Below are 23,356 nucleotides of genomic sequence, written 5' to 3'. Positions count from 1 at the left end.
CGCGATTTTGCCGCGGTGGTGGTGCAAACCGGGCGGAGGTAAGCGGCTGTTGGTATTTTGTCCGCATATTCAATCAAATACAGCCAGATCTTGTACAGATAGGTCTTGAGCCAATTGACTGATTCGGGGCGACGAACGGCCGTGACCTCCTTATCCCGTGCCGCATGGCGATCTGCCGGTCTGGCCGTATGTCTGATGGCCAGCCTGTCGATCGGCTGCGTCGCTTTGGCCAAGTCCAATGAGACGACCGAGGACACCGCGAAGGAACCCGCCAAGGGAACTGAGAAGGGAACCCAGAAGGGAACCGCAAAGCCGGCCACCAAGCATTCCCCAAAGGACACTGCGAAGGGATCTACCGAGGGACCTGCCAAGGGACTTGCCAAGGGACTTGCCAAGGGATCGGCAAAAGGATCGGCCAAGGAAACAGCCAAAGATGCGGCCAAGGGTCCAAGCAGGGGAGCAGCTGCCGCCCCAGCCAAGGATGCCGCAAAGAAGGCTGGCAAGGACGCCGCGAAGGACAAGCCGAAGCCCGCAGCGAGCGGCCCCGCGCCAAAATCCCGACCGACCGCCAGTGCTCCGGCTTCCCGAACCGCGCCGGCCGTGACAACCACAGTCAGACCTTCCGCCCCGGCCCCCGCCCGACCCGTCGCGACGCCCGTGCTGGCGCCTGCGACACGCCAGCACGCCGCGCCGCGCAAGCCGGTCACGCCGGCAGCGGTCGCTGCGACCTCGTCGACGTCGCAAGCCGACAAGGACACGCTGGAGACTGTTATCGAGCTGGTGCGCAAGCGGAAGCCGGGCGACGCCACCAGTTACGCAGATACGATTTCCGATCCCGTCGCGCGAAAGCTGGCGGAATGGATCATCCTGCGCAGCGAGGACAATGGCGCGAGCGTCGAGCGCTACCGCGCCTTCCTCTCTGCCAATCCGAGCTGGCCGTCGCAGACGTTCCTGCGCCGGCGGCTCGAAGCCGCCATGTGGGACGACAGGCGCGACGATTCAGTTGCGTGGTCGTGGTTCGAGAACGAGTCGCCTGTTTCCGCGAAGGGCCGCTTCACGCTCGCCAAGGCGATGCTGGCGCGCGGCGACCGCGCCAATGCCGAGCGGTTGGTGCGCGAGGCCTGGCGCAGCGATCCGATGTCGGAGGAGACCGAGAACAACGCACTCGACCAGTTCGGCGCCCTGCTCACGCCGGGCGACCAGAAGGCGCGGATGGACACGCTGCTTTATGGCAGCGAGCACGAGGCGGCACTGCGCGCGGCGAAACGGCTCGGCGCCGGCTACGTCGCGCTCGCCAAGGCCCGTATCGCCTCGTTCAGGAAAGCACCGAACACGCGCGCGCTGCTCGAACAAGTGCCGCGCGAGCTGCACAGCGATCCCGGCTTCATCTTCAGCAAGATCCAGCTCCTGCGCCGCGAGGAGAAGTTTGCGGAGGCCGCCCAGCTCATGCTGTCGGCGCCGAAGGATCCGGGGCGGCTCTACAATCTCGACGAATGGTGGATCGAGCGGCGCCTGTTGGCGCGCAAGATGATTGACACCGAGGAATTCCGCAGCGCCTACCTGATCGCACGCGACGCCGCGCTCCCCACACGGGACATCTACAAGACCGAGCAGGAGTTCACGGCCGGCTGGATCGCCCTGCGCTTCCTCAACGATCCCGCGGCAGCCAGTCAGCACTTTGCCCGCATCGGCGTCGGCAGCGTCAATCCAACCACGCTGGCGCGTGCCGGTTACTGGCAGGGCCGCGCCGCCGAGGCCGCCGGCCGCCAGCAGGAGGCACGCAACGCCTATGCCCGCGCAGCCGAGCAATCGACCAGCTATTACGGCCAGCTCGCGCGCGCCAAGCTCGGCCTGCCGCAGATCGCGCTGAACAGTCAGCCGCGCGGCCGCGGCGCCGAACGGCTGGAGATCGTGCGCGCCGCGCAATTGCTCTACGAGCTCGACGAGCGCGAACTTGCCGTGCCCATGCTCGCCGACATGGGCGAGAACGGCGATCCGGAGGCGCTGACCGGCCTCGGCGAGCTGACCCAGCGCTACGGCGACGCACGCGGCATGCTGCTGGTCGGCAAGGCGGCACTCAATCGCGGCCTGCCGTTCGACTTCTACGCCTACCCCGTCAACGGCATTCCACAGTTCACGCAGATCGGCCCCGAGGTCGAACGCAGCATCGTCTACGCCATCGCGCGGCAGGAAAGCGCGTTCAATCCCTCCGTGGTCTCTCCGGCGCAAGCTTATGGGCTGATGCAGGTAACCCCGGACGCCGCGCGTTATGTCTGCAAACGGCACGGTGCGACCTACGACCTGTCGCGACTGAAGAACGATACGTCCTACAACGCCACGCTCGGCGCGGCCGAACTCGGCGGGCTCATCGAGGATTATCGCGGCTCCTACATCATGACCTTTGCCGCCTACAACGCCGGTCGTGGCAGCGTGAAGAAGTGGATCGACCGTTACGGCGACCCGCGCGACCCGAAGGTCGACGCGGTCGATTGGGTCGAGCTGATCCCGTTCTCCGAGACGCGCAACTACGTGCAGCGGATCATGGAGAATCTTCAGGTCTATCGCGCCCGCTTCGGCGGCGGCACGCGGCTCCAGATCGAGGCCGATTTGCGCCGCGGCGCCGGCAGCGTGGAGTAGCGGCGGCCCTGGCTCGAACCGCCGAGGAGCGCACCGGTGCGGGTGCAGCATCTGTTCTCCGCCGCCCTCCGAGCGAAGCCCTTCGGCTCAACGTGATCCTCGAGCGAGCCTTATCGAGGCGAGCCTCGATAATTGCGGCTGGGTGGCCGGATCGGCGTCAGGTTCGCGGGTTGTCAGTCAGCCACAGGTGGGCCATGCGCAGACCGGCGCGGAGCTGGCATGCGGCCGGGATGGACGCCGCCTCTCTCTCTCTTAAGGCGAGGCCGGAAGCCACCAGCTCAACGGCGTGCCAGCTTGACCCCGGCATCCGCGGGACACCAACAAGCCACTCCGACAAGAAAAAGCCCCGGCGGTTTCCCGCCGGGGCTCTCTATCAGGTCGTTAGACTGAACTTACCAGTTGCGCTGAGCGCGCAGCAGCAGCGAGACAGTGCCCTGGTTCTTGATCTCGTAGAGCCCAGGCGGCTTGGCGGTACCGGCAGAACCCGCGTAGGCGACCGAGCCCGCGTACTTGGTGTCGATCTGCGCGTAGTTGACGTCGGCCGAGAAGGTCAGGTTCTTGACCGGAGTCCAGCCCGTCTTCGTGCCGATCACCCAGTAGTTGAAGTCCGGGTTACAGGTCGAACCCGCCGTCAACAGACCGACCATGCCAGCGCTGCCGCAGATGTAGCCCTTGGCCGTGCTGTTGTAGCGAACCGCACCGTACGAACCGTAGAGCGACGTGTTCCAGTAGGGATCCCAGTTGTGGGTGTAACCACCGGCGAAGCCGTAGGTCGTGGTCAGCTCCTGGCCAGCGCCCGGAATGAACACGCTGTCGGTCACGGTCGCAAAGCCGACGCTCTGGGTTGCGCCAGCCAGGCTGGTGCCTCCGAACATCGACCAGGCATGCGGCGCTAGATCCTGGAAGACATAGTAGCTAGCACCGTTGGCGTAGACGCCCGACATGTTGATCGTGTCGCCTGCACCGGTCGGAATGTTCTTGATCGACAAGGCCAGCTGCCCAGCCCAGCCCCATTTGTCATCGGGGTGACCAGTCAACTCGGTTGCGCCGTAGTAGGCAACGTGGTTGTCATGCGCGGCAACCGACGCTTGGAACAGACCCCAGGCCTGATCGGCGCGGAACATCGCGACGAGGTCAGGAGACCTCGTTCCACCATAGGCGGAGCCGCCGAGCGAACCACCAACGATGCCAGCCGAGGTGGCGAGCGAAGCGTTGACGACACCACCCTGGTAATAGACCGTCGGATCCTGAGCCGACAGCGCGAAGGTCATGCCCTGACCGAAGTCCGCGGTGTAGGTGAACTGAGCAACACCCGTGACGGTACCGCCGGCGCCGACCAGACCGTCGAAGTTGTTGGCCGGATAGTTGGTCCAGGGAGCGCTGAACTGCGAGACGGCCTTACCCATCGTGAAGCCAGCGAACTGGATGAAGGCGTAGTACACGCCGAGCGCACCGCCAGCGACGTTGCCGCCGGAGGAATTGCCAGGCGCAGACGACGTCGTACCAGCAATGACGTCGTAACCAGTCGCACCGCCCGCCGTGCCGCTGTAGTTACCGGTCGTCCAGGAGAAGGTCAGATCGGCAAACGTACGCACAACGCCGTATTCGGTCGCGGTGCGCGTATCGATGTTGAGGTCTTCGCGGCCGCGAACGATGTAGTAGTTCGACAGCCGGTTTTCAGCGCCAGCCGTGCTGCTGAAATAGCCGTTGAAGTCGTTCGCATGGATCGCGGCTTCAGCGCGCAGGTAACCACCCAGCTTGATGCAGGTGTCGGTGCCCGGGATGTAGTAGAAACCCGCACCGTACAGGGAGCAGATCTTCACGTATTCGACCGCTTTGGCCTTCACGGGGAGATCGGCTGCCTGCGCTCCGCCCACGGCGATGAGACCCGCCGCTGAGCCGAGCAAAAGGCTCTTAACCAACTTCATGTTAAACCTCCAAGTTGCTCTTCAGGGAAGGTCACTGACCCGAACGGCCAATTCCCCAACCCCCTTTAAATCACCGCTTCGGTCACCTTCGCGTCTTCGGACACACCCGCATGAACGCGAGGGACTTAAGCGAAAGACCTAAACGGGACGACCTTGGGATGCCCCCCTCCGTCGCCCGATCACAATTACCGAACGTCCTTGCACACACAACAAGAGAACGCTTCAGAACGGGCCTATGAAGTTTGTTTTCCGACGGGTGTTGCACAAATAACACGCAGTTGTGATCGAGGCGGCCTTGGAAGCCTTTGTTTTTGTTGCAGTTTCTTATCGAGTTCCATTTGCCGCCAGATTTCCCCATCTGAGGCGGGCCCGCCGGTTCCCTGCGATGTGACCGATCCGACGCGTTCGAATCGTGGAATCACCCGGCGCAAGAACGCCGGTCGCGCCGGTTCTTGGCAGCTTGGCATCCTGAGTGGCTATATGGACATTTGAGCGACGATCGCGCCCTTGCAAATCGGGCTTGGCGCACCTGACATATCGCGCGGGCCTCCGACAATCGTCCATTCCTCGCTGGCCACGCCGAATTCACCACTTGGAGCATAGGCAGGAACAGTGCCCGATAATGACAAACCGCTCGCCCTCAAATTCCGCTGCCCCGCGGAACTGGAAGGACGACTGCCGCCGCCGATCGCAGCCGCGACGGGCATCCCAGCCTGGCTCAAGACGATGCCGATGCAGGTCTTCAGTCCCACCGACATGCGTATGGAGGACACCGTGAAGCGCTGCCCGCCATTCGTGGATGCCATGACCTCGGGATTCCTGATTCCGCTAATCTGCGATCTCACGGTCAAGAACGGCGAGTTCACGTGGGACAACGACATCCCGCCGGGCGGCGCACTGGATTTTCAGAGGTCGCCGATCAGCTTCCACGACGCGAGTCAGGTGACGGGTTCTCCGCTGTTCGAGCCCGATCGATTCGTGATCAAGTTCCACAATCTCTGGACGATCGAGGCGCCCGAGGGCTACGCGCTTCTGTTCACGCATCCGATCAATCGGTTCGATCTGCCTTTCACGACCCTCAGCGGACAAGTCGACTGCGACGTCTATCGCGACAGCTGGATACACTTTCCCGCATTTTGGCATGACATCAACTTCGAGGGAGTTCTTCCCAAGGGCACACCTGTCGCGCAATGCATTCCCGTGAAACGCGAGCGCTGGGCGGTACAAACAGAATCGTTCACGGCTGAAGACACCCAGCGCGTCCACGAGCTGACAAGATCGCTCAACCTCGAGCGTGGACTCTATCGCCGAAAATTCCGAGCCTAGAGCGCGATGACGATTCATCCTGATCGGCATAGCGCTTTGGAGTCATTTCCATTCCGATCGAGTCGGAATGGGGCTCCGGATTCTTGTTTTGACGCGTTTTCGCGATGCGTCCCCTACCCACTTCGCTCAAAACCGCTCTGACGCGAAGTCAAGCCGGCTTGCTCTGAAGAAACTTCGTAAGCGCACTGGGACGCAGAAAGAATCGCCCGCGCGATGTGCCAACGAGCGCACGACTGGTGCGGCCTAGCATGTGATTTCGCCCGCCGTAAGCCAATCGGAGGCAGGCCTCGGCGGCAGTCCGCTCTCCCATTTCGAAGAGGCAGGCCGCAAGGTCCGCGCGCGTCATTGCGTCATCGGGATTGAGCGCAAGCGCGTGCCTGAAGGTGTCAGTCGCGGCTTGATATTCGCCATCGAGGAAAAGGAGACGGCCAAGCGCGGTGTAAACATCCGACCGCCCCGGTGCGATCTCCCTCGCCTCGGTGAGGACTGCCCGTGCCTTCCGACGATCATTGCCGTAAAGATGAAGGCGCGACATATCCAATCGCAGCTCAACGACGCCGGGCGCAAGCCCGATTGCGCCGTCAATGACCGCAATTGCCTCGGCGATCCGCGCTGCCATCGCAAGCTGCCCCGCGAGTTCCTGAAATGCTGGCAAGAATGGCGGACGACGTTCGGTCGTACGACGCAACCGCTCGACGGCTTCTTCAGCCCGCCCTGCTTCCGACAGCGCACCGGCCAGCAAGGTCTCGAGCCCCGGATCGTCGCCGCGACGGACCGCCTTCTCCAGCGGCGCGATGGCCTCCTCGCCACGGCGCTGGGCGATCAAAGCCTGAGCCAGGATGGATATGGCGGCGGCATTGGTCCGGCTTGCCTTGAGCACCTCGGCAGCAAGCCGTTCCGCCTCAACGAATTGCTGCATTCTCAGCGCCAAGCCGGCGCGCTGGAGCACGTCGGCCGGCGACGCATTTCGTTCCTGAGAGGCAGATGGACGTTTTGACACGCTTTGGCTGGACCGGGAAGCAACGAGGGCACCTGACCGTATATCGCGGAGTGCGCTTCGGCATCAATCGCGCCGATGGCGGCATGGGAAGCTCGCAACCATGTTTATGTTCTTGAGACGTTTCCACCTGCCATCAAAGTTCAGCACTTAAGGCATGCAGGCGAGAGCCGGGAGGGGCTTTGACGCGCTCGCATCGCAGAATCAAAGGGAGACCCAACGAGGAGGCGTCGACCTGGCCGACTCCCCGGTCCGAGAGCTATTGGAGCTGGCTGGTGGGGATGAAGCGATTTGAACTTTCGACCGGTCTCGTCCGGCGCTACATCGAATTATTTAGTAAATTCAGTCTCTTACACGCGCAAAGACGTTCTGATCCGATGTCCCGCCGTCCGACCTCGGGCCTGACTTTCCAGCTTCCCGTGCCCGTTCTCCCAACGTTACGCTTAGGCCCAGAGAGCAAACCATCCTCTTTCGAAAATCGCTGGGAATATTCAAGCAAAAACACACGCTTCCAAATTGACCGGCCCAAGCAATTAGATGCATAAGGCTCGCACCGGAGAGGTGGCCGAGTGGCTGAAGGCAACGCTTTGCTAAAGCGTCATACGGTCTCAAGCTGTATCGAGGGTTCGAATCCCTCCCTCTCCGCCACCCAGCGGCAGAATTAAGGCCTGTTCATCTGAAAGCGATCGTCGCAGGGCTGCGAAAGCCTGGCGCCAGGATTCGCGCGGCTGAGCTCAGCCCGATTCGCGCTCTCCTTATATATGTGTGAGCGCACCTAGACGCGGGATCGCCAGATCCGCCAGTGCGAGGGCGATATCAGCACGGCCTCGTCCGCCCAGACATTGAACCAGACGCCAGCCCTGCGGCGGCATGGAAAAGTCAGCGGTAGTATGCCGGTCTTGTGCGGCTGTCCGAGTTCCAGATCGCAATCGTCGGGCGCGATCTGAATCGGCAGCCATTGCCTCAGTCCAGGGTCATTCTCGTCGGGATTGCTCATGCCGCACGGGTCTAGGTGGCGGCACGACGCGGGAACTTGATTCAGCGCAACCAGACCGCCCCGTGAGACCACGGGGGCCGGATGCGATTCTGAGTTCAGCGAGCCGACACCCACGCCCTCGCCTCGCGCTGCGCGGCCGAGATCTCGGACTCCGACATCTGGCCGGCCACTTCCTGGCGCAGCGCCACGGCGTCCTTGCGGCCCTTCAGGGCGGCGAGGTTGAACCATTTGTGCGCGGCGACGAGGTCGACCAGGCCCGCGCGACCGCTCGCCCAATAGATTCCGCGCTCGAACAGAACGTCCGACAGCGCCCTTGCGTCGATCGGCGTCGCCGCATCGAGATCGAAAGTACCCTGAAACATCACGCATCCCCTTTTTCTTGTGCCGTCTCGTTCCCCCGAGCGCGGCCCCCGTCCAACTCTGATTTGCATGACCCCTTCTGGGATCGTGCGCTGTTCAACTCATCCCCAAGTCTCGTGTCGAAGTCTTCTTGTTGAAGTCTTCTTGTCGAAGTCTTCTTGCCCAAACCGTTTGCCGGCTTGTTGAGACGATGATGGCGGGCAAATTTGAATGGCAGTTTAAGTATCGCGATGAAGCAGACGTAAACGCGAGCGCCCGCCACGCGCGCAGAAAATTCAAGAAGTCGCTGATTTGCAGGCACTTCCGCGATTCGTTAGATTTGGTTTACCGTGGGATTTTGGGACATCGATAACCATCGCGCGCGGTGGCGTGCGTCCTGTGGTTACAATTTGCGGGGGCGGCGCGCCGGAAAGACCGCCTGACAGCTCGGGCTGAGCACCCGACTGTCGCGGCAACGACTGTTCGCCGCAGCCTCGCCTGCCTCCGGGCCGATCGGCCAAAGCAAGGCAGCACGACGACATCGCGACCAGATCAGCAATGTGGGGAGATGGGATGCCGGCAGTACCCCGGCCTCAGGGAACGAGGGCGTCGGCGAACACGTCAGGACCAGATTCCACCGTGGCCCGAAGGCCGCTTGTGAAATTGCGGAGCTCGTTTGAAGGAGACCCGCACCGAACGAAGAAAACTTGTTTCTTCTGCCGGACCGTAAAGTCGAACGATCCGACCGTTGACCTGATGTCTCGCCGACACCCTCTATCGTCGACCAGAACCTCTGGGAGGCGCTGATGACGTGCCGGCTCTCTAGGAGCCGGCAACTTCAGAAGCGAAGTTACTTCTTCTTGGCGACCTTGCGGGTCTTCTTCGCAGTCTTCTTCACTGCGCTCTTCGCCTTCTTCGCCTTCTTCGCCTTCTTAGCTTTCTTGGCCATGTTGCCCTCCGATGTGTGAGATGGCTTAATCGCTGCGCGCATTCGGGGATCGAATGCACTCACCCCGAATACACCAACACGACGAAAAAAACATCTTCTCACTTAAGGAAGTGTTGACGGCGCAACGCGCGTGCGCCAGCAGCGCCTGATTTGCCAACACGCAGAGACACGCGTCTACGATTGCAAATGCGTCTCGCTGCATTGATGCCGGCGCGACAGCGATTGCAGGAAAACCCTATGCAGCAAGTATTATTCTGCACGCGCACATCACGCGCGATCAGCGCGATGACGCACGCTGCAAAGCGCGCGATCACGTCGCGGAGGCGAGTCGCGGACTCTGAGTCGCGAATTTTGGCAACGAAATTATTTTCATGCTTAACGGCGGAAGCGCTCGTCAGAGCCTGTGCAAGTCGCCGTTCTGCGCGAATCGCCGAACCGCGATTCGCATGCGCGTCGTGACCTCGACGGGATGAGGTTCGGTGTCAGCGATGCCTGCGCGCGTCTCATCTCGCGTCGCGCGCGATGACGGCGAGCGTCTCGCCGCCTCGTCCGAACGCGTGAGATCAGATGCCGAGCTTGGACTTGAGCAGCTCGTTGACCGCCTGCGGGTTCGCCTTGCCACCCGACGACTTCATCACCTGGCCGACGAACCAGCCGAGCGACTGCGGCTTGTCCTTCACCTGCGCCGCCTTGTCGGGATTCGCCGCGATGATGTCGTCGACGACCTTTTCGATCGCCGAAAGATCCGTGACCTGCTTCATGCCGCGGCTCTCGACCAGCGCACGGGGATCGCCGCCCTCCTGCCACACGATCTCGAACAGATCCTTGGCGATCTTGCCGGAGATCGTGCCCTCGCCGATCAGGTCGATGATCGCAGCGAGCCGCTCGGACGAGACCGGAGAGCCCGTAATATCCCGGCCTTCCTTGTTGAGACGGCCGAACAGCTCGTTGATCACCCAGTTCGCCGCCATCTTGCCGTCGCGCGCGCGGTTGGCGAGCCTGTCGAGCACGGTCTCGTAGAACACCGCGCTCTCGCGCTCGGCGACCAGCACGCTCGCGTCGTAAGCCGACAGGCCGAAATCGGCGACGAAGCGCGTCTTCTTCTGGTCCGGCAGCTCGGGCAGCTCAGTCTTCAGCTCGTCGACGAACTCTTGCGAGAACTCCAGCGGCAGCAAATCCGGATCGGGGAAGTAGCGATAGTCGTGCGCCTCTTCCTTCGAGCGCATCGAGCGCGTCTCGCCCTTGTTGGGGTCGTAGAGCCGCGTCTCCTGGTCGATCTGGCCGCCGTCCTCGAGGATTTCGATCTGGCGGCGCGCTTCGTACTCGATCGCCTGGCCGATGAAGGTGATCGAGTTCATGTTCTTGATCTCGCAGCGGGTGCCGAGCGGCGCGCCCGGCTTGCGCACGGAGACGTTGACGTCGGCGCGCAAGCTCCCCTTCTCCATGTCGCCGTCGCAGGTGCCGAGATAGCGCAGGATCGAGCGCAGTTTTGTCACGTAAGCCTTGGCCTGCTCGGCATCGCGGATGTCGGGCTTGGAGACGATCTCCATCAGCGCCACGCCGGAGCGGTTGAGATCGACATAGGTCATGGTCGGCGACTGGTCGTGCAGCAACTTGCCGGCGTCCTGCTCAAGATGCAGGCGCTCGATGCCGACGGTGACGCTGCGGCCGCCATCGAGCTCGACCACCACCTCACCCTCGCCTACGACGGGCGACTTGTACTGGCTGATCTGGTAGCCCTGCGGCAGGTCCGGATAGAAGTAGTTCTTGCGGTCGAATACCGAACGCAGATTGATCTTTGCGTTGAGGCCGAGCCCGGTCCGGACAGCCTGCCTGACGCATTCCTCGTTGATCACGGGCAGCATGCCGGGCATCGCCGCATCGACCAGAGAAACGTGACTGTTCGGCTCACCGCCGAACGTGGTCGAGGCGCCCGAGAACAGCTTCGAGTTCGACGTCACCTGGGCATGGATCTCCATGCCGATGACCATCTCCCAGTCGCCGGTGGCGCCTTTGAGAAGCTTGTGCGTGGCCGTGCTCATGTCGTGCTCCCGAGCAGCGTGGCAGCGATCCGCTGCCACTCCGCTTCCAATGAATCCTTTGCCGCCGGCTGGCCGGCCTGGCGATACCAGTAGCCGGCATTGCCGAGATCGCCTTCGACGCGGTGCAGATAGGCATGCACCCAGGCGGCGTCGCGGCCATTGTCGTCCTGAACGATCTTGTGCGCCTGATCCCAGTCGCCCTTGCCGGCCCACCAGAGGCCGGCAAGCGGCGCGTTCAGGCCAGGCGCCGGCGTCGCGCCGTCGAGGCTTGTGATGAAATCGGCGACATTCACCACCACCTCGCGGGCGTGAAGCGGCCGGCGGCCTGCTCGATCACTTCGCCGAGCGAGAACAGCGTCTCCTCCTCAAAGGGACGACCGATCAGCTGCAGGCCGAGCGGCAGACCCTGCGCGTCCTTCCCGGCTGGCACGGCGATGCCCGGCAGGCCCGCCATGTTCACGGTCACCGTGAAGATGTCGTTGAGATACATCTCGACGGGGTCGGCGCCACCCTTCTCGCCGATGCCGAAGGCGGCCGACGGCGTTGCCGGGGTGAGGATCGCGTTGACGCCCTTGGCGAAGCAATCCTCAAAATCCTTCTTGATCAGCGTGCGCACCCTTTGGGCGCGCAGGTAATAGGCGTCGTAATAGCCGGCCGAGAGCACGTAGGTGCCGATCATGACGCGGCGGCGCACCTCCGCGCCAAACCCCTCGGCGCGGGTGTTCTCGTACTGCTCGATGATGGTCTTGCCCTGCTCGCGCAGGCCGTAGCGGACGCCGTCATAGCGCGCGAGATTGGAGGACGCTTCAGCCGGCGCCACGATGTAATAGGCCGGCAGCGCGTATTTGGTGTGCGGCAGCGACACCTCGACCAGCTCCGCGCCCGCCGCCTTCAGCCAGACCGCGCCCTCGCTCCACAGCTTCTCGATCTCGGCCGGCATGCCGTCGAGACGATATTCCTTGGGGATGCCGATCTTCATGCCCTTCACGGATTTTCCGATCGCCGCCTCGTAGTCCGGCACGGGAATGTCGACCGACGTCGTGTCCTTCGGATCGTGGCCGGCCATCGAGCGCAGCAGCATCGCCGCATCGCGCGTGCTGCGCGCGATTGGCCCTGCCTGATCGAGCGAGGATGCAAAGGCGACGATGCCCCAGCGCGAGCAGCGGCCATAGGTCGGCTTGATGCCGACGGTCGCGGTGAACGCCGCCGGCTGACGGATCGAGCCGCCGGTATCGGTCGCGGTCGCGCCCATGCACAGCAGCGCCGCCACCGCCGAGGCCGAACCACCGGACGAGCCGCCCGGCACCAGATTCGTGTTGCTTCCCTCGCGCCGCCAGGGGTTGGCCACGGGACCGAAGCACGAGGTCTCGTTCGCCGAGCCCATCGCGAACTCGTCATTGTTGAGCTTGCCGAGCATCACGGCGCCGTCACGCCAGAGCTGCGAGGTTACGGTGGACTCATAGGTCGGCACGAAATTGCCGAGGATTTTTGAGCACGCCGTGGTGCGCACGCCCTTGGTCGCGAACAAATCCTTGATGCCGAGCGGGATGCCCGCGAGCGGTCCCACGTCACCCTTGGCGATCTTGCCGTCGGCCTCGCGCGCCATGGCGCGCGCCTGGTCGGGCGTCTCCATCACGAAAGCATTGAGCACGCGCGCTTTCTCGATCGCGCTCAGATGCGCGTCGGTCAGCTCGAGTGACGTGAAAGTCTTGGCCGCGAGACCCTTGCGGGCCTCGGCGAGCGTCAGCGATGTCAAATCGGTCATTTATTGATCGGGCTGCAGAAGAACGGGGACAGGGTCTTGTCGTTGGCCGGGTCGTCTTTTTTCTTGGCGGCGGCATTCGCAGCGGCCTCGATCTCGTCGAGCACGGCATTGACGGCGACGTTGGGATCGGCAGCCTTGCCCTGCCGCTCCATCTTGTCGAGATAGTTCATATAGGCCTGATAGGCCTTCTCATCGTCGCAAAGCATGCACATCGGACGGCGTCCTGAATTGAACTATTCAACAACCTTCGGCACCAGAAAGAAGTGACCTTCGGTCGCGGGCGCGTTGGCAACGATATCGTCGGCGATCTCGCCGTCATTGACCACGTCTTGCCGCTTCTTCATCTGCATCGGGGTGACCGAGGTCATGGGCTCCACGCCCTCGACATTGACTTCCGAGAGCTGCTCGACAAAGGCGAGCATGGCGTTGAGCTCGCCTTGCAGATGCGGAACTTCGTCCTCGGCAACCGCAATGCGCGCCAGATGCGCGATGCGGCGGACGGTAGCGGCGTCGACGGACATTATATAAGGCCTCTCACGGCAAAACCCATGTGCCGTATAGCAGAGGCCGGTTTTGCGCCGCAACCGGCGCTTCCCGCCTATCCAGCCAGCGCTTTCATGCGGGCCAACGCCGATTTGGCAAGATCCCGGGTCAGTTCGGCCGCAGGGACCTCACGACCTAGGGCCACGGCCTGTCCGGCCCACAGATTGGTGAAATCCACCCTGCCCTGCTTTTCGGCAGCCGACTTCAGCGGCCCCAGCGCGGTCGCGGCATGGGGAAACGGCGGCGCATCGGCTGAGATCGGCCCGGCCTCGCGCATCAGGCGGTTCTGGACACCACGCGCCGGGCGGCCGGTCATGACATTGGTGATGACGGTGGAATCGTCCCGCGCCTCGGCAAGCGCCTTGCGGCCGCCCGCGCTGACCTTGGACTCCGGACAGCGCAGATAGGCGCTGCCGATCTGCACGCCGGAGGCGCCGAGCGCAAAGGCTGCCGCGATGCCGCGGCCATCGGCGATACCGCCGGCCGCAATCACCGGCACCTTCACGGCATCGACGACCTGCGGCACCAGCGCGAAGGTGCCGGGCTGCTCGGCAATCTTCTCGGTCAGGAACATCGCGCGATGGCCGCCCGCTTCGGCGCCTTGCGCAATGACGGCATCGACGCCACGCTGCTCCAGCCAGACGGCTTCCTTCACCGTCGTGGCGGACGAGATGACGAGACAGCCGGCCGCCTTGACCCGCTGGAGCAGCGCCTGCTCCGGCAGGCCAAAATGGAAGCTGACGACCTCCGGTTTCAGCTCCTCGACGACCTCGCAGAAAGAGGCATCGAACGGCGCGCGGTTCGCCGCATTGATCGGCGCCGCCGGATCGAGGCCATGCTCGGTGTAATAACCCGTAAGCCGCTGCTTCCAGCGCGCGTCGGCCTCGGCCGTCAGCTCGATCGGCGTATGGCAAAAGAAGTTCATGTTCACCGGCGCCTTGACGCGCTGGCGAATGATGTTGACCTGCTCGCGCGCCTTCTCCGGCGACAGCATCGCGCTCGGCAGCGAGCCGAGCCCGCCGCCTTCCGCCACGGCGATCACCAGCTCCGCATCCATCACGCCGGCCATCGGCGCCAGCACGATCGGGAATTCGGTCTTGAAGAGATCGATCAGTCGACGGTCAGGCCACATGGTTATTCTCTCTTGGTTCAGGCGAGCGACGCGATGGAATTGCGCCGGCCGGCAAGAAGCTGCTCGGCCTCGGTCGCAATCCGCTCGACGATCTCGGCAGCCGGTGGAATATCATGGATCAGGCCGACCGCTTCTCCTGCAAAGACTGCCGCGATTTCGAAATCGCCCGCCATTTTCGCCGCGGCATATTCCTTGGCGACTTCCTCTGCGCGCTGCATGAGTTCGACCTCGCGGCCGGTCCAGCTCTTGATATGACCATTGACCAGCGTACGCGCGGTAAACGGCACAGGCCAGAACAGCTGCCGCGACCAGTCGGGAACGACGCCGCGCACCGTGTCGTTTGGATCGGCCGTGCGAATGCGCTCCTTCGCTTCCGCGGCGCCGTTGGCCTCCATGCTCGCATAGAAGCGCGTACCGATCAGCACGCCGGAGGCGCCGAGCATCATCATCGCCGCCAGACCGCGACCGTCGGCGATGCCGCCGGCCGCGACGACCGGCACACGCCCGGCCGCGAGATCGACGATCGCAGGCACGATATCGACGGTGGTACGCGATGCGCCGTGACCGCCCGCCTCCGTCCCCTGCGCGATCAAAATCTGCGCGCCGGCATCGAGCGCCTGTTTCGCCATATCCTCGCTCTGCACCTGGCAGATCAATCGCGCGCCAGCCGCTTTAATCCGTGGCGCGAACGGCGCGGGATCGCCGAATGACAGCATGATCGCTTGCGGACGAGCGTCGAGCGCGATCTCGAGAAGCTCGGGCTGCTTTGCCAGGCTCCACGTGATGAAGCCGATCCCGAACGGTGCAAAGCCCTTCAGCTCCGCGGCCTCAGCCCCGAGTCGGGCGCGGTCGCCGTAGCCGCCGCCGAGGATGCCAAAACCGCCGGCCTCACTGACCGCGCGGGTCAGCCGGCCGCCCGCGATCGTATCCATAGGCGCCGACAGGATCGGATGCCTGATCCCGAGAAGCTCGGTCAGCGGCGTGGCAATCGGCATGGGGTCTTCACCTCTGGACAGGAGCATTAGGCGCGACTAGCATTCTCGAAAAATGAATTGTTGCGAACGCTGCCATCTCAAAAGCGAAACGGTGCCATGGAACTGAATGACATCCAGACCTTTGCCGCGGTCGCCCGCACCGGCGGCATCACCCGCGCCGCCGAAGAGCTCAACACGGTCCAATCCAACGTCACCCAGCGCGTCAAGGCGCTCGAAGCCGAGATCGGCACGCCGCTGTTCGAGCGGCACTCGCGCGGCATGACGCTCACCGGCGCCGGCAAACGCCTTTTGCCTTACGCGCAACGGATGGCGGCTTTGTCGCGCGAAGCCGTGCTTGCGGCCCGCGACGACGGCGAGCCGAAGGGGCCGCTTTCGATCGGCTCGATGGAGACGACGGCCGCGGTGCGGCTGCCGCCGCTGCTGGCCGATTTCCACCGTCGCTTCCCGGCCGTGCGCCTGAGCCTGCGCACGTCGCCGACCGCCGATCTCGTCGCCGGCGTGCTCGAAGGCACGCTCGATGGCGCCTTCATCGCAGGCCCCATCGCGCATACCGACCTCACCGCGACCAGCGCGTTTCGCGAAGAGCTGGTACTGGTCAGCGCGCGGCGCTGGGCCTCGCTCGCCGAGCTGCGCGCCGGCACGCCCGAGTCAGGCCCGACGACGCTGGTGTTTCGCACCGGCTGCACCTACCGCCAGCGGCTCGAGCAGATCTTCGTCGAATTCGGTTGGCCGTCGGCAGCCCGCTTCGAGCTCGGCACGCTCGACGGCATGATCGGCTGCGTCGCCGCCGACATGGGCGTGACACTCTTGCCGCGCGCCGTGGTCGAGCGCAGCGCGATGACCGGCAGCGTGACCATGCACGCGCTGAGCCCGTCGCATGCGCGCGTCGAGACGCTGTTCATCCAGCGCTGCGCCGGACACCAGTATAGCGCTCTGCAAGGCTTCGTGGCGTGTCTAAAGGGCGACGATCAGGTCATCGCGGCCTGATCCAGTGCAGCCGAGGGCCCAGATTCTCTGGTTCACTCCGCGGCGCATCGCGTGTTATGCGCTAAGACCATGCCGGCTCTTATCCTCCCACTGATCGATGCTGCAACCCACTGGCCCGAACGCGGCGGGTTGATTGGACTTGACCTCGGCACCAAAACCATCGGCGTTGCCGTTTCCAACCCGGATCGCCGGCTCGCAACCGGCGTCGAGACCATCCAGCGCAAGCAGTTCAAGCAGGACGCGGCCCGGCTGCTGGCGATCGCCACCGAGCGTAAGGCGGTTGGCTTCGTGCTCGGCCTGCCCATCAACATGGACGGCAGCGAGGGCCCGCGCGCGCAATCGACCCGCGCCTTCGCCCGCAATCTGGCTGGCCTCACCACACTTCCGATCGGCCTGTGGGACGAGCGCCTGTCGACCGCGGCGGTCGAGCGTGAGCTGATCGGCATGGACGTCAGCCGCGCCAAGCGCGCCGAAGTGATCGACGAGCACGCCGCGATCTTCATCCTGCAAGGCGCGCTCGACCGCCTCGCCAATTTTCGCGCAGCTTCGGGGAATGACTGATCCATGGCCGTCGTGATCGCGGCGCTGCTGCCGGTCTTCATCCTCATCGTGCTCGGAATCGTGCTCAGGCACAGCCTGATGCGGCTCGACACGCAATGGCACGGGCTGGAGCGGCTGACCTATTTCGTGCTGTTTCCGATGCTCTTGATCCAGACGCTGGTGAAGGCCGACCTCACAAAAGTTCCGGTCGCCGGCGTCGGCGGTGCGCTGCTGCTATCTGCGCTTGCGATGTCGCTGTTGTGCCTGGCGCTCCGCCCGGCCCTGGCGCGGCTCGACATCGACGGCCCGGCCTTCACCTCGATCTTTCAGGGCGCGACGCGCTGGCAGACCTATGTGGCGCTTTCGGTGTCCGCCAATCTGTATGGCGATATCGGGCTGGCGCTGGCCTCGGTCGCCATGGTTGCGATCATCCCGCTCGTCAATGTGTTCAGCGTCGCCGTGCTCGCGCACTACGCATCGCCCGAGAAGCAGTCGGCGCGCGCCATTGTCATGACCGTGATCCGCAATCCCCTGATCTGGGCCTGCGCCATCGGGCTCTTCGTCAACGTGATTCATTTGCCGCTGCCAAAAATCTGGCACGAGGTCGCCGATGCGCTCGGCCGCTCCTCACTCGCCATCGGCCTGCTCGTCACCGGCGCCGGTCTCCAGCTCAAGGGCTTGTTCCGCCCGAGCCTGGGCGCGACGATGGGCGTGGCGTTCAAACTGGCGCTGATGCCGGTGCTCGCGCTGGCGCTCGCCGTCTGGTTTGGCCTGTCAGGTACCAACCTCGCGATCGTCGCGATCTGCGCAGCGGTGCCGACCTCGCCCAGCGCCTACGTGCTGGCCCGCCAGATGGGCGGCGATGCGCCGCTCCTGGCACAAATCATCACGCTGCAAACGATTTTGGCGGCGATCACGATGCCGATCGCGATCGCGCTGGTGGCGTGAGCATTAGACATACGGTCCGCCCAAAAACAGGATAGCCATATTCATGGCTGAATGAGCCACGACTGTCAGCCATGTGGAATTGGAACGAAGGCGAAAGTAACCGAGTACGAGACCTTCAACGAATATCCAGGAGCGCTCATACCAACCGTATTGGCTGTGCAGCATCGCCCATAGCGCCGACGTAAGCACGATCGCACCAATCGGACCCAGGAAAGACTGCGACCACCCTCGAAACATAAATCCACGAAAAACGAATTCCTCAAGGACCGGAGCAGCTACGCAGATGATCACAGCGAATATTATCAGTCCCTTTGCACCTCCAACTACGAAATCTGAGTTGGTTTGAGGTCGCGTTATTCCAAGTTTGATCGTTACGAAGGCTTCCACCGTCAAAAAAATGGTCATGATGCCAAGAACAACTACGATGTCGTCTCTGCTTGGCCAATTCAGAGCTAAATACTCGGTGAATTCCCTTCCCATCCGCCGGATCGCGACCCAAAGTACGGCGATTGCAGCCGGAGTCGCAAAAATCACCGCCGCGCCCTGCCGAACCGGTTGCTTCCACAATATGTCGACCTGCTCCGACGATAATCCGTTCATGAAAGCCGGTAAGCTCAACATGATCGTGAGCTGGGCTGCGAATAGGAACACGGCATAGGTTATCAGGGCGACCAACAAGGTCTCGAAGAAATCGAATGTGCGAGGTTGCGGGGATGGGTCTGCCCCTAGAGGGCGAGCATTTTCGAGTTCGGACATGCAGGGCTTTCGCGACAACTTCGCAGAGAAGGAAGGCTCGACTGCTACCCAACATACTGGAGCTCGATGGAGCGGGCAATCGCGATGCCCTCGAAGGTTTTCCTCCGCCTCAGCTCCCCAGCCACATCGTCAGCACCACCGCGGTCATGTTGTTCAGCGCATGCAGCACGATGGTGAGCCAGAGCGAGTTGGCGCGGTAGCGCATGTAGCCGAACCAGAGGCCGATCGAGAACACCTCGGCGAGGAAGTACAGATCGTACTGCAGATGCACCGACGTCCACACCAGCGACGACAGGATGATGGCGCCGGGCACGCGCAGGAAGCTCGCCGACCAGCCGCGGAACAGGAAGCCGCGCGCAAGCACCTCTTCCGACATCGGCGCGGCCACGCTGAAGGCGAACAAAAGCAGCAGCGCGCCACCCTTGTCGCGGCCGGATTTCAACAGGTCGGTCATGAAGCCCGGCGTGGCCTCGCGGCCGAGCGAGCGCGAGACCACCTCCCACGTCAGCACGATCAGGATCAGACCGACCGCACCCAACAGGATTTGCTGCCATGACGGCCAGCGCAGCGCGAGATAATCGACGAAGGAGGCTTTCTTGATGCGAATGGCGAGCCACGCGACCGCAAGCGTCGCGGGCAGACCCATGATGACCGATAGCGCGAGCGCCTGAGGCTCGGCGCCGACGATCTGCATCGATGCAAGGGTGAGCGGCAAACCGCGATGCACCACGAGCAGGACAATCGCGCCGATCTGTCCAACGAACATTGCGACAAAGAGCAGGATGCCCCACAGCGCCGTGCCCCAGAATTTCCACACGCGCTGCGGCGCAGGCGCCATGGTCAGCGGCGGATGGTCGGGATTGAGGGAGTCCATCAGGAGACTTTCGGTTGGAAGACTCACGGCAGCGCACGCCCAAGCAGCGCGCGCACGTCGCCACTGTCGAGCTCGACTGCGCCATACATGCTGGCGTGATTGGTGGCGAGGCGGGTGGCGGCGAACAGTTCAGCGTTGTGAGGTGACACGTCGTTGAGCGCTGCGGCCGCAGCCAGCAGTGCGAGCTTCTCGACCGCGAGCCGCGCAACGCGTTCACCATCGGCGCGGCGGAAGGTCTTGCCGATGAGGGCGACGGCCTCGCTTACCCCGGGAAGACCTTTCGTCTCGGCCGCGAGGGCTTTTAGCACAGCCATCGCCGCGTCAGGCTCGCGCGAGAGCGCGCGGAGCATGTCGAGGCACATCACGTTGCCCGAACCTTCCCAGATCGCATTGACCGGCGCCTCCCGGTAATGGCGCGCCAGAATGCCGTCCTCGACATAGCCGTTGCCGCCGAGGCACTCCATCGCCTCGTAGAGGAAAGGCGGCGCGCTCTTGCAGGTCCAGTATTTGATCGCAGGTGTCAGCAGCCGCATATAGGCGGCCTCCGCCGCATCATGCGGCGTGCGGTCGAAGGCGCGGCAGAGCCGCATCACCAGTGCAGTGCTCGCCTCCACATGCAGGGCCATGTCGGACAGCACGGCCTGCATCAAGGGCTGATCGGCGAGATGCTTCTGGAACACGCTGCGGTGACGGGCGTGATGCAGCGCATGGGCGAGGCCTGAGCGCATCAGGCCGCTAGAGGCAATCGCGCAATCCTGCCGGGTCAGCTGCACCATCTGGATGATGGTGCGGACACCCTTGCCCTCCTCGCCAACGCGTTCGGCATAGGCGCCGACAAACTCCACTTCTGAAGAGGCATTGGATCGATTGCCGAGTTTGTCCTTCAGCCGCTGGAACTGGATCGCGTTGACCGATCCGTCAGGCGCAAAGCGCGGCATAAAAAAGCAGGTCAGTCCCTGCTCGGCCTGCGCCAGCACCAGAAACGCATCGCACATCGGCGCCGACATGAACCATTTGTGGCCGGTGATACGATAGTCGCTCCCCTCGCGCACCGCGCGCGTCATGTTGGCGCGCACATCGGTGCCGCCCTGCTTCTCGGTCATGCCCATGCCTAGGGTCATGCCGCGCTTCTCCCACCACGGTGCAAAACTGGGATCGTAGTTTTTCGTCGACAGCACCGGCATCACACGCGCGAGCAGGTCCGGTTGCATCGCCAGCGCGGCGACGGAGGCCCGCGTCATCGTGATCGGGCAGAGATGGCCCGTCTCGATTTGCGAGGCCATGTAAAACTTTGCGGCACGGATGACTTCGGCCGCATCGCCCGCCGGCGTGCCGTCCGCGGTCCACGTCGAATTGTGCACGCCCGCATGCGCGCTATGCGCCATCAGCTCGTGATACCCAGGGTGAAACTCGACCTGGTCGCGGCGATTGCCCTTGGCATCGAATGTGCGGAGCTTTGGCGTGTTTTCGTTCGCGACGCGCCCGCGATCGGCCATCGCCGCCGAGCCCCAATGCTCGCCGAACTCCGACAGCTCCCGCTCCGCGGCGGCGCCGCCATTGGCCTTCACGGCGTCGACCAGAGGACGGTCCACGGCAAACAGGTCGACATCCTCAAAGGGTGGCGACTGGTTGAAGACCTCGTGGGTCGCGAAGCTCGGCTGGGTCATGACGTGTCTCGGGCCGGATCAGTTCCGCCGCGGCTGAATCGGGAAATCATAGGCCGCCCCGCCCGCCCCCGGCAGGGAAAAATGCCACCACTCCTTCGAATAGTTCACAAAGCCTTGCTTGGCCATCGCAGCGACCAGCCGCTTGCGCCAGGCGCGCTGATCCGCCGTGATCGACGGTGCCGCGGTATGCCCCTTCATGTCAGTGCAGTCATAGCCGGTGCCCATGTCCACGCTGCCTTCCGGTAGCCGGGCCGCGACCGGCGCCGAGCAATCGGCATAGGATTTTGAAGGATCGATTTTGGCGGAATTGTCCGCCTTGAGCTCGACCAGAGTGAGGTCGAGCGCCGCCCCGGTCGAATGCTGCGAGCGGCTGGCGATATAGCCGAGGCGAAACAGCTCGGTCTTCGGGATCTTCGGATTATAGCGCCGATCGGCGGCAGTCTCGTGGCCGTTCTGCGACCACTTCACCATGTCGAGCGAGGCACGCGCCGGCCGATAGCAGTCGAACATTTTGAGCGACAAATTCTGTGCCGCCAGATCCTGCTGCACCGCCTTCAGCCGCAACCCGACCTCTTGCTTCACCACGCATTCGCCGGCGCCGTAGCCGGCAAGCGGGCGGCCGACGAAATTGTTCGGTGTCGCGTAGCGAATGTCCTGGATGATGCTGGGATCGACGTCGCGCAGATAGACGAAGCCGCCGGGGAGCGATTGGGCGTGGGCTGGCGTCACTATGGTTATCGCTATGGCCGCAATTAGAAATGATCTCACGAGATGCCTCCGCATCGTCATGGCCGGGCTTGTCCCGGCCATCCACGCCCTTTTTGCGGCGAGCGTGCAAGGATGCCCGGGACATCTAGCGCGAAGACGCGCTTCGCGCTTCTGCCCAGGCATGACGGAGAGAGCAGGACTATCAGGGGATAACTCCCCGCCCCGGCATTGGCCCTTGCCCCCTCGGCCGTCCCCGCCTATAGCTCTCGCTTTAATGACATCGAAATCGACCTTTGTCCTCGGCCACCGGCATTTGCTGGGCATCGAGGGCCTTTCCGCGGCCGACATCAGCGGCCTCCTCGACCTGTCCGAAGAATATGTCGAGCTCAACCGCCAGGTTGACAAGAAGCGCACCGTCCTGCGTGGACGGACGCAGGTAAACCTGTTCTTCGAGGCCTCGACCCGGACCCAGTCCTCGTTCGAGCTTGCGGGAAAACGCCTCGGCGCCGACGTGATGAACATGTCGGTCTCATCCTCGTCCATCAAGAAGGGCGAGACGCTGGTCGACACCGCGATGACGCTGAACGCAATGCACCCGGACATCCTGGTGGTGCGCCATCACGCCTCCGGCGCCGTGGAACTGCTGGCGCGCAAGGTCGACGGTTCCGTGATCAATGCCGGCGACGGCGCGCATGAGCATCCGACGCAGGCGCTGCTCGACGCGCTCACCATCCGCCGCAACAAGGGCCGGATCGAGGGCCTTGTGGTCGCGATCTGCGGCGACGTTCTGCACTCGCGCGTGGCCCGCTCCAACATCATCCTGCTCAACACTATGGGCGCCCGCGTCCGCGTCGTCGGCCCCTCCACGCTGCTGCCACCCGGCATCGAGCGGATGGGCGTCGAGGTGGCGCGCGACATGCGCGAAGGGCTCAACGGCGCGGATATTGTGATGATGCTGCGGCTGCAGCGCGAGCGCATGAACGGCTCCTTCGTGCCGTCCACCTCCGAATATTTCCACTATTTCGGGCTGGACCAGAAAAAGCTCGGCTACGCCAAGCCCGACGCCCTCGTGATGCATCCCGGCCCCATGAACCGCGGCGTCGAGATCGACACCGCGGTCGCCGACGGCGCACAGTCCCTGATCCGCGAGCAGGTGGAGATGGGCGTGGCCGTGCGCATGGCCGTGCTCGAAGCGCTCGCCCGCAACCTGCCGAACGCGTGATGCT

Annotated in this window: 21 protein-coding genes and 1 tRNA gene; 7 read left to right on the top strand and 15 right to left on the bottom strand. The window is 63.5% G+C overall.

All coding sequences use genetic code 11. The features are described from left to right. Window positions 1-195 precede the first annotated feature (195 nt). Window positions 196-2,637 (top strand): lytic transglycosylase domain-containing protein, encoded by a 2,442-nt coding sequence (locus tag JJE66_RS17070; protein WP_200515485.1) that lies wholly within the window; start codon window positions 196-198, stop codon window positions 2,635-2,637. A gap of 392 nt (window positions 2,638-3,029) precedes the next feature. On the opposite strand, the gene JJE66_RS17065 is transcribed toward JJE66_RS17070, so the two are convergent. Further along, entirely contained in the window at window positions 3,030-4,565 is a 1,536-nt protein-coding gene (locus JJE66_RS17065) for a porin (protein ID WP_200515484.1), read from the bottom strand. A gap of 612 nt (window positions 4,566-5,177) precedes the next feature. Here JJE66_RS17065 and JJE66_RS17060 point away from each other — a divergent pair. Beyond that, complete coding sequence (locus JJE66_RS17060; RefSeq protein WP_200515483.1) at window positions 5,178-5,891, top strand: hypothetical protein; 714 nt, start codon at window positions 5,178-5,180, stop codon at window positions 5,889-5,891. 148 nt (window positions 5,892-6,039) lie between these two features. Here JJE66_RS17060 and JJE66_RS17055 read toward each other — a convergent pair whose 3' ends face one another. Continuing rightward, entirely contained in the window at window positions 6,040-6,840 is an 801-nt protein-coding gene (locus tag JJE66_RS17055; protein WP_311979928.1) for a tetratricopeptide repeat protein, read from the bottom strand. Between the two features lie 603 nt (window positions 6,841-7,443). Here JJE66_RS17055 and JJE66_RS17050 point away from each other — a divergent pair. Beyond that, window positions 7,444-7,536: transfer RNA gene (locus tag JJE66_RS17050), tRNA-Ser, on the top strand. A 127-nt stretch (window positions 7,537-7,663) separates the two neighbouring features. On the opposite strand, the gene JJE66_RS17045 is transcribed toward JJE66_RS17050, so the two are convergent. The 9 genes from JJE66_RS17045 to JJE66_RS17005 all read right to left on the bottom strand — a co-directional run bounded on the left by JJE66_RS17045 (window position 7,664) and on the right by JJE66_RS17005 (window position 15,650). Then, window positions 7,664-7,885, bottom strand: a complete 222-nt coding sequence (locus JJE66_RS17045; protein ID WP_200515481.1) for a hypothetical protein — start codon at window positions 7,883-7,885, stop codon at window positions 7,664-7,666. A 95-nt stretch (window positions 7,886-7,980) separates the two neighbouring features. Further along, complete coding sequence (locus tag JJE66_RS17040; protein WP_200515480.1) at window positions 7,981-8,247, bottom strand: hypothetical protein; 267 nt, start codon at window positions 8,245-8,247, stop codon at window positions 7,981-7,983. A gap of 1,489 nt (window positions 8,248-9,736) precedes the next feature. After that, entirely contained in the window at window positions 9,737-11,215 is a 1,479-nt protein-coding gene (gatB, locus tag JJE66_RS17035; RefSeq protein WP_200515479.1) for an Asp-tRNA(Asn)/Glu-tRNA(Gln) amidotransferase subunit GatB, read from the bottom strand. Next, complete coding sequence (locus tag JJE66_RS17030; RefSeq protein ID WP_200515478.1) at window positions 11,212-11,514, bottom strand: hypothetical protein; 303 nt, start codon at window positions 11,512-11,514, stop codon at window positions 11,212-11,214. The genes gatB and JJE66_RS17030 overlap by 4 nt, the downstream gene beginning before the upstream one ends. Beyond that, a complete protein-coding gene (gatA, locus tag JJE66_RS17025; RefSeq protein ID WP_200515477.1) occupies window positions 11,505-12,980 on the bottom strand; it encodes an Asp-tRNA(Asn)/Glu-tRNA(Gln) amidotransferase subunit GatA in 1,476 nt (491 codons plus the stop codon). Before gatA ends, JJE66_RS17030 begins: the two co-directional genes overlap by 10 nt. Continuing rightward, complete coding sequence (locus tag JJE66_RS17020) at window positions 12,977-13,192, bottom strand: hypothetical protein (RefSeq protein ID WP_014494728.1); 216 nt, start codon at window positions 13,190-13,192, stop codon at window positions 12,977-12,979. The genes gatA and JJE66_RS17020 overlap by 4 nt, the downstream gene beginning before the upstream one ends. Window positions 13,193-13,213: 21 nt before the next feature. Next, window positions 13,214-13,501, bottom strand: coding sequence for an Asp-tRNA(Asn)/Glu-tRNA(Gln) amidotransferase subunit GatC (gene gatC / locus JJE66_RS17015; RefSeq protein ID WP_200515476.1), 288 nt, complete (start codon window positions 13,499-13,501; stop codon window positions 13,214-13,216). A gap of 77 nt (window positions 13,502-13,578) precedes the next feature. Further along, window positions 13,579-14,655, bottom strand: a complete 1,077-nt coding sequence (locus JJE66_RS17010; protein WP_200515475.1) for a nitronate monooxygenase family protein — start codon at window positions 14,653-14,655, stop codon at window positions 13,579-13,581. Window positions 14,656-14,672: 17 nt separating this feature from the next. After that, window positions 14,673-15,650: a nitronate monooxygenase family protein gene (locus JJE66_RS17005; protein ID WP_200515474.1), complete on the bottom strand. Its 978-nt coding sequence runs from the start codon at window positions 15,648-15,650 to the stop codon at window positions 14,673-14,675. Window positions 15,651-15,746: 96 nt separating this feature from the next. Between JJE66_RS17005 and JJE66_RS17000 the strand changes: the two genes are divergently transcribed. The 3 genes from JJE66_RS17000 to JJE66_RS16990 all read left to right on the top strand — a co-directional run bounded on the left by JJE66_RS17000 (window position 15,747) and on the right by JJE66_RS16990 (window position 18,125). Then, a complete protein-coding gene (locus JJE66_RS17000) occupies window positions 15,747-16,637 on the top strand; it encodes a LysR family transcriptional regulator (RefSeq protein ID WP_200515473.1) in 891 nt (296 codons plus the stop codon). Between the two features lie 69 nt (window positions 16,638-16,706). Further along, complete coding sequence (ruvX, locus tag JJE66_RS16995; protein WP_200515472.1) at window positions 16,707-17,198, top strand: Holliday junction resolvase RuvX; 492 nt, start codon at window positions 16,707-16,709, stop codon at window positions 17,196-17,198. Window positions 17,199-17,201: 3 nt separating this feature from the next. Continuing rightward, on the top strand, window positions 17,202-18,125 hold the full coding sequence (locus JJE66_RS16990) for an AEC family transporter (RefSeq protein ID WP_200515471.1): 924 nt from the start codon (window positions 17,202-17,204) through the stop codon (window positions 18,123-18,125). A 3-nt stretch (window positions 18,126-18,128) separates the two neighbouring features. On the opposite strand, the gene JJE66_RS16985 is transcribed toward JJE66_RS16990, so the two are convergent. The 4 genes from JJE66_RS16985 to JJE66_RS16970 all read right to left on the bottom strand — a co-directional run bounded on the left by JJE66_RS16985 (window position 18,129) and on the right by JJE66_RS16970 (window position 22,205). Further along, a complete protein-coding gene (locus JJE66_RS16985; RefSeq protein ID WP_246756444.1) occupies window positions 18,129-18,881 on the bottom strand; it encodes a CPBP family intramembrane glutamic endopeptidase in 753 nt (250 codons plus the stop codon). Between the two features lie 109 nt (window positions 18,882-18,990). Continuing rightward, the gene (locus tag JJE66_RS16980) at window positions 18,991-19,755 is read right to left on the bottom strand and encodes a CPBP family intramembrane glutamic endopeptidase (RefSeq protein ID WP_200518508.1); all 765 of its coding nucleotides are present in this window, start codon (window positions 19,753-19,755) and stop codon (window positions 18,991-18,993) included. A 23-nt stretch (window positions 19,756-19,778) separates the two neighbouring features. Then, window positions 19,779-21,422 (bottom strand): acyl-CoA dehydrogenase family protein, encoded by a 1,644-nt coding sequence (locus JJE66_RS16975; protein WP_200515470.1) that lies wholly within the window; start codon window positions 21,420-21,422, stop codon window positions 19,779-19,781. Window positions 21,423-21,440: 18 nt separating this feature from the next. Next, the gene (locus tag JJE66_RS16970) at window positions 21,441-22,205 is read right to left on the bottom strand and encodes a M15 family metallopeptidase (protein ID WP_409362847.1); all 765 of its coding nucleotides are present in this window, start codon (window positions 22,203-22,205) and stop codon (window positions 21,441-21,443) included. Window positions 22,206-22,404: 199 nt separating this feature from the next. On the opposite strand from JJE66_RS16970, the gene JJE66_RS16965 reads away from it, so the two are divergent. After that, complete coding sequence (locus JJE66_RS16965; protein WP_200515468.1) at window positions 22,405-23,352, top strand: aspartate carbamoyltransferase catalytic subunit; 948 nt, start codon at window positions 22,405-22,407, stop codon at window positions 23,350-23,352. Window positions 23,353-23,356: the final 4 nt, after the last annotated feature.

It is taken from the genome of Bradyrhizobium diazoefficiens (genome assembly GCF_016612535.1).
GTDB classification, from domain to species: domain Bacteria; phylum Pseudomonadota; class Alphaproteobacteria; order Rhizobiales; family Xanthobacteraceae; genus Bradyrhizobium; species Bradyrhizobium diazoefficiens_C.
The sequence above is the reverse complement of the archived record's forward strand: the minus strand, read 5'-3'. Positions and strand labels throughout refer to the sequence as shown.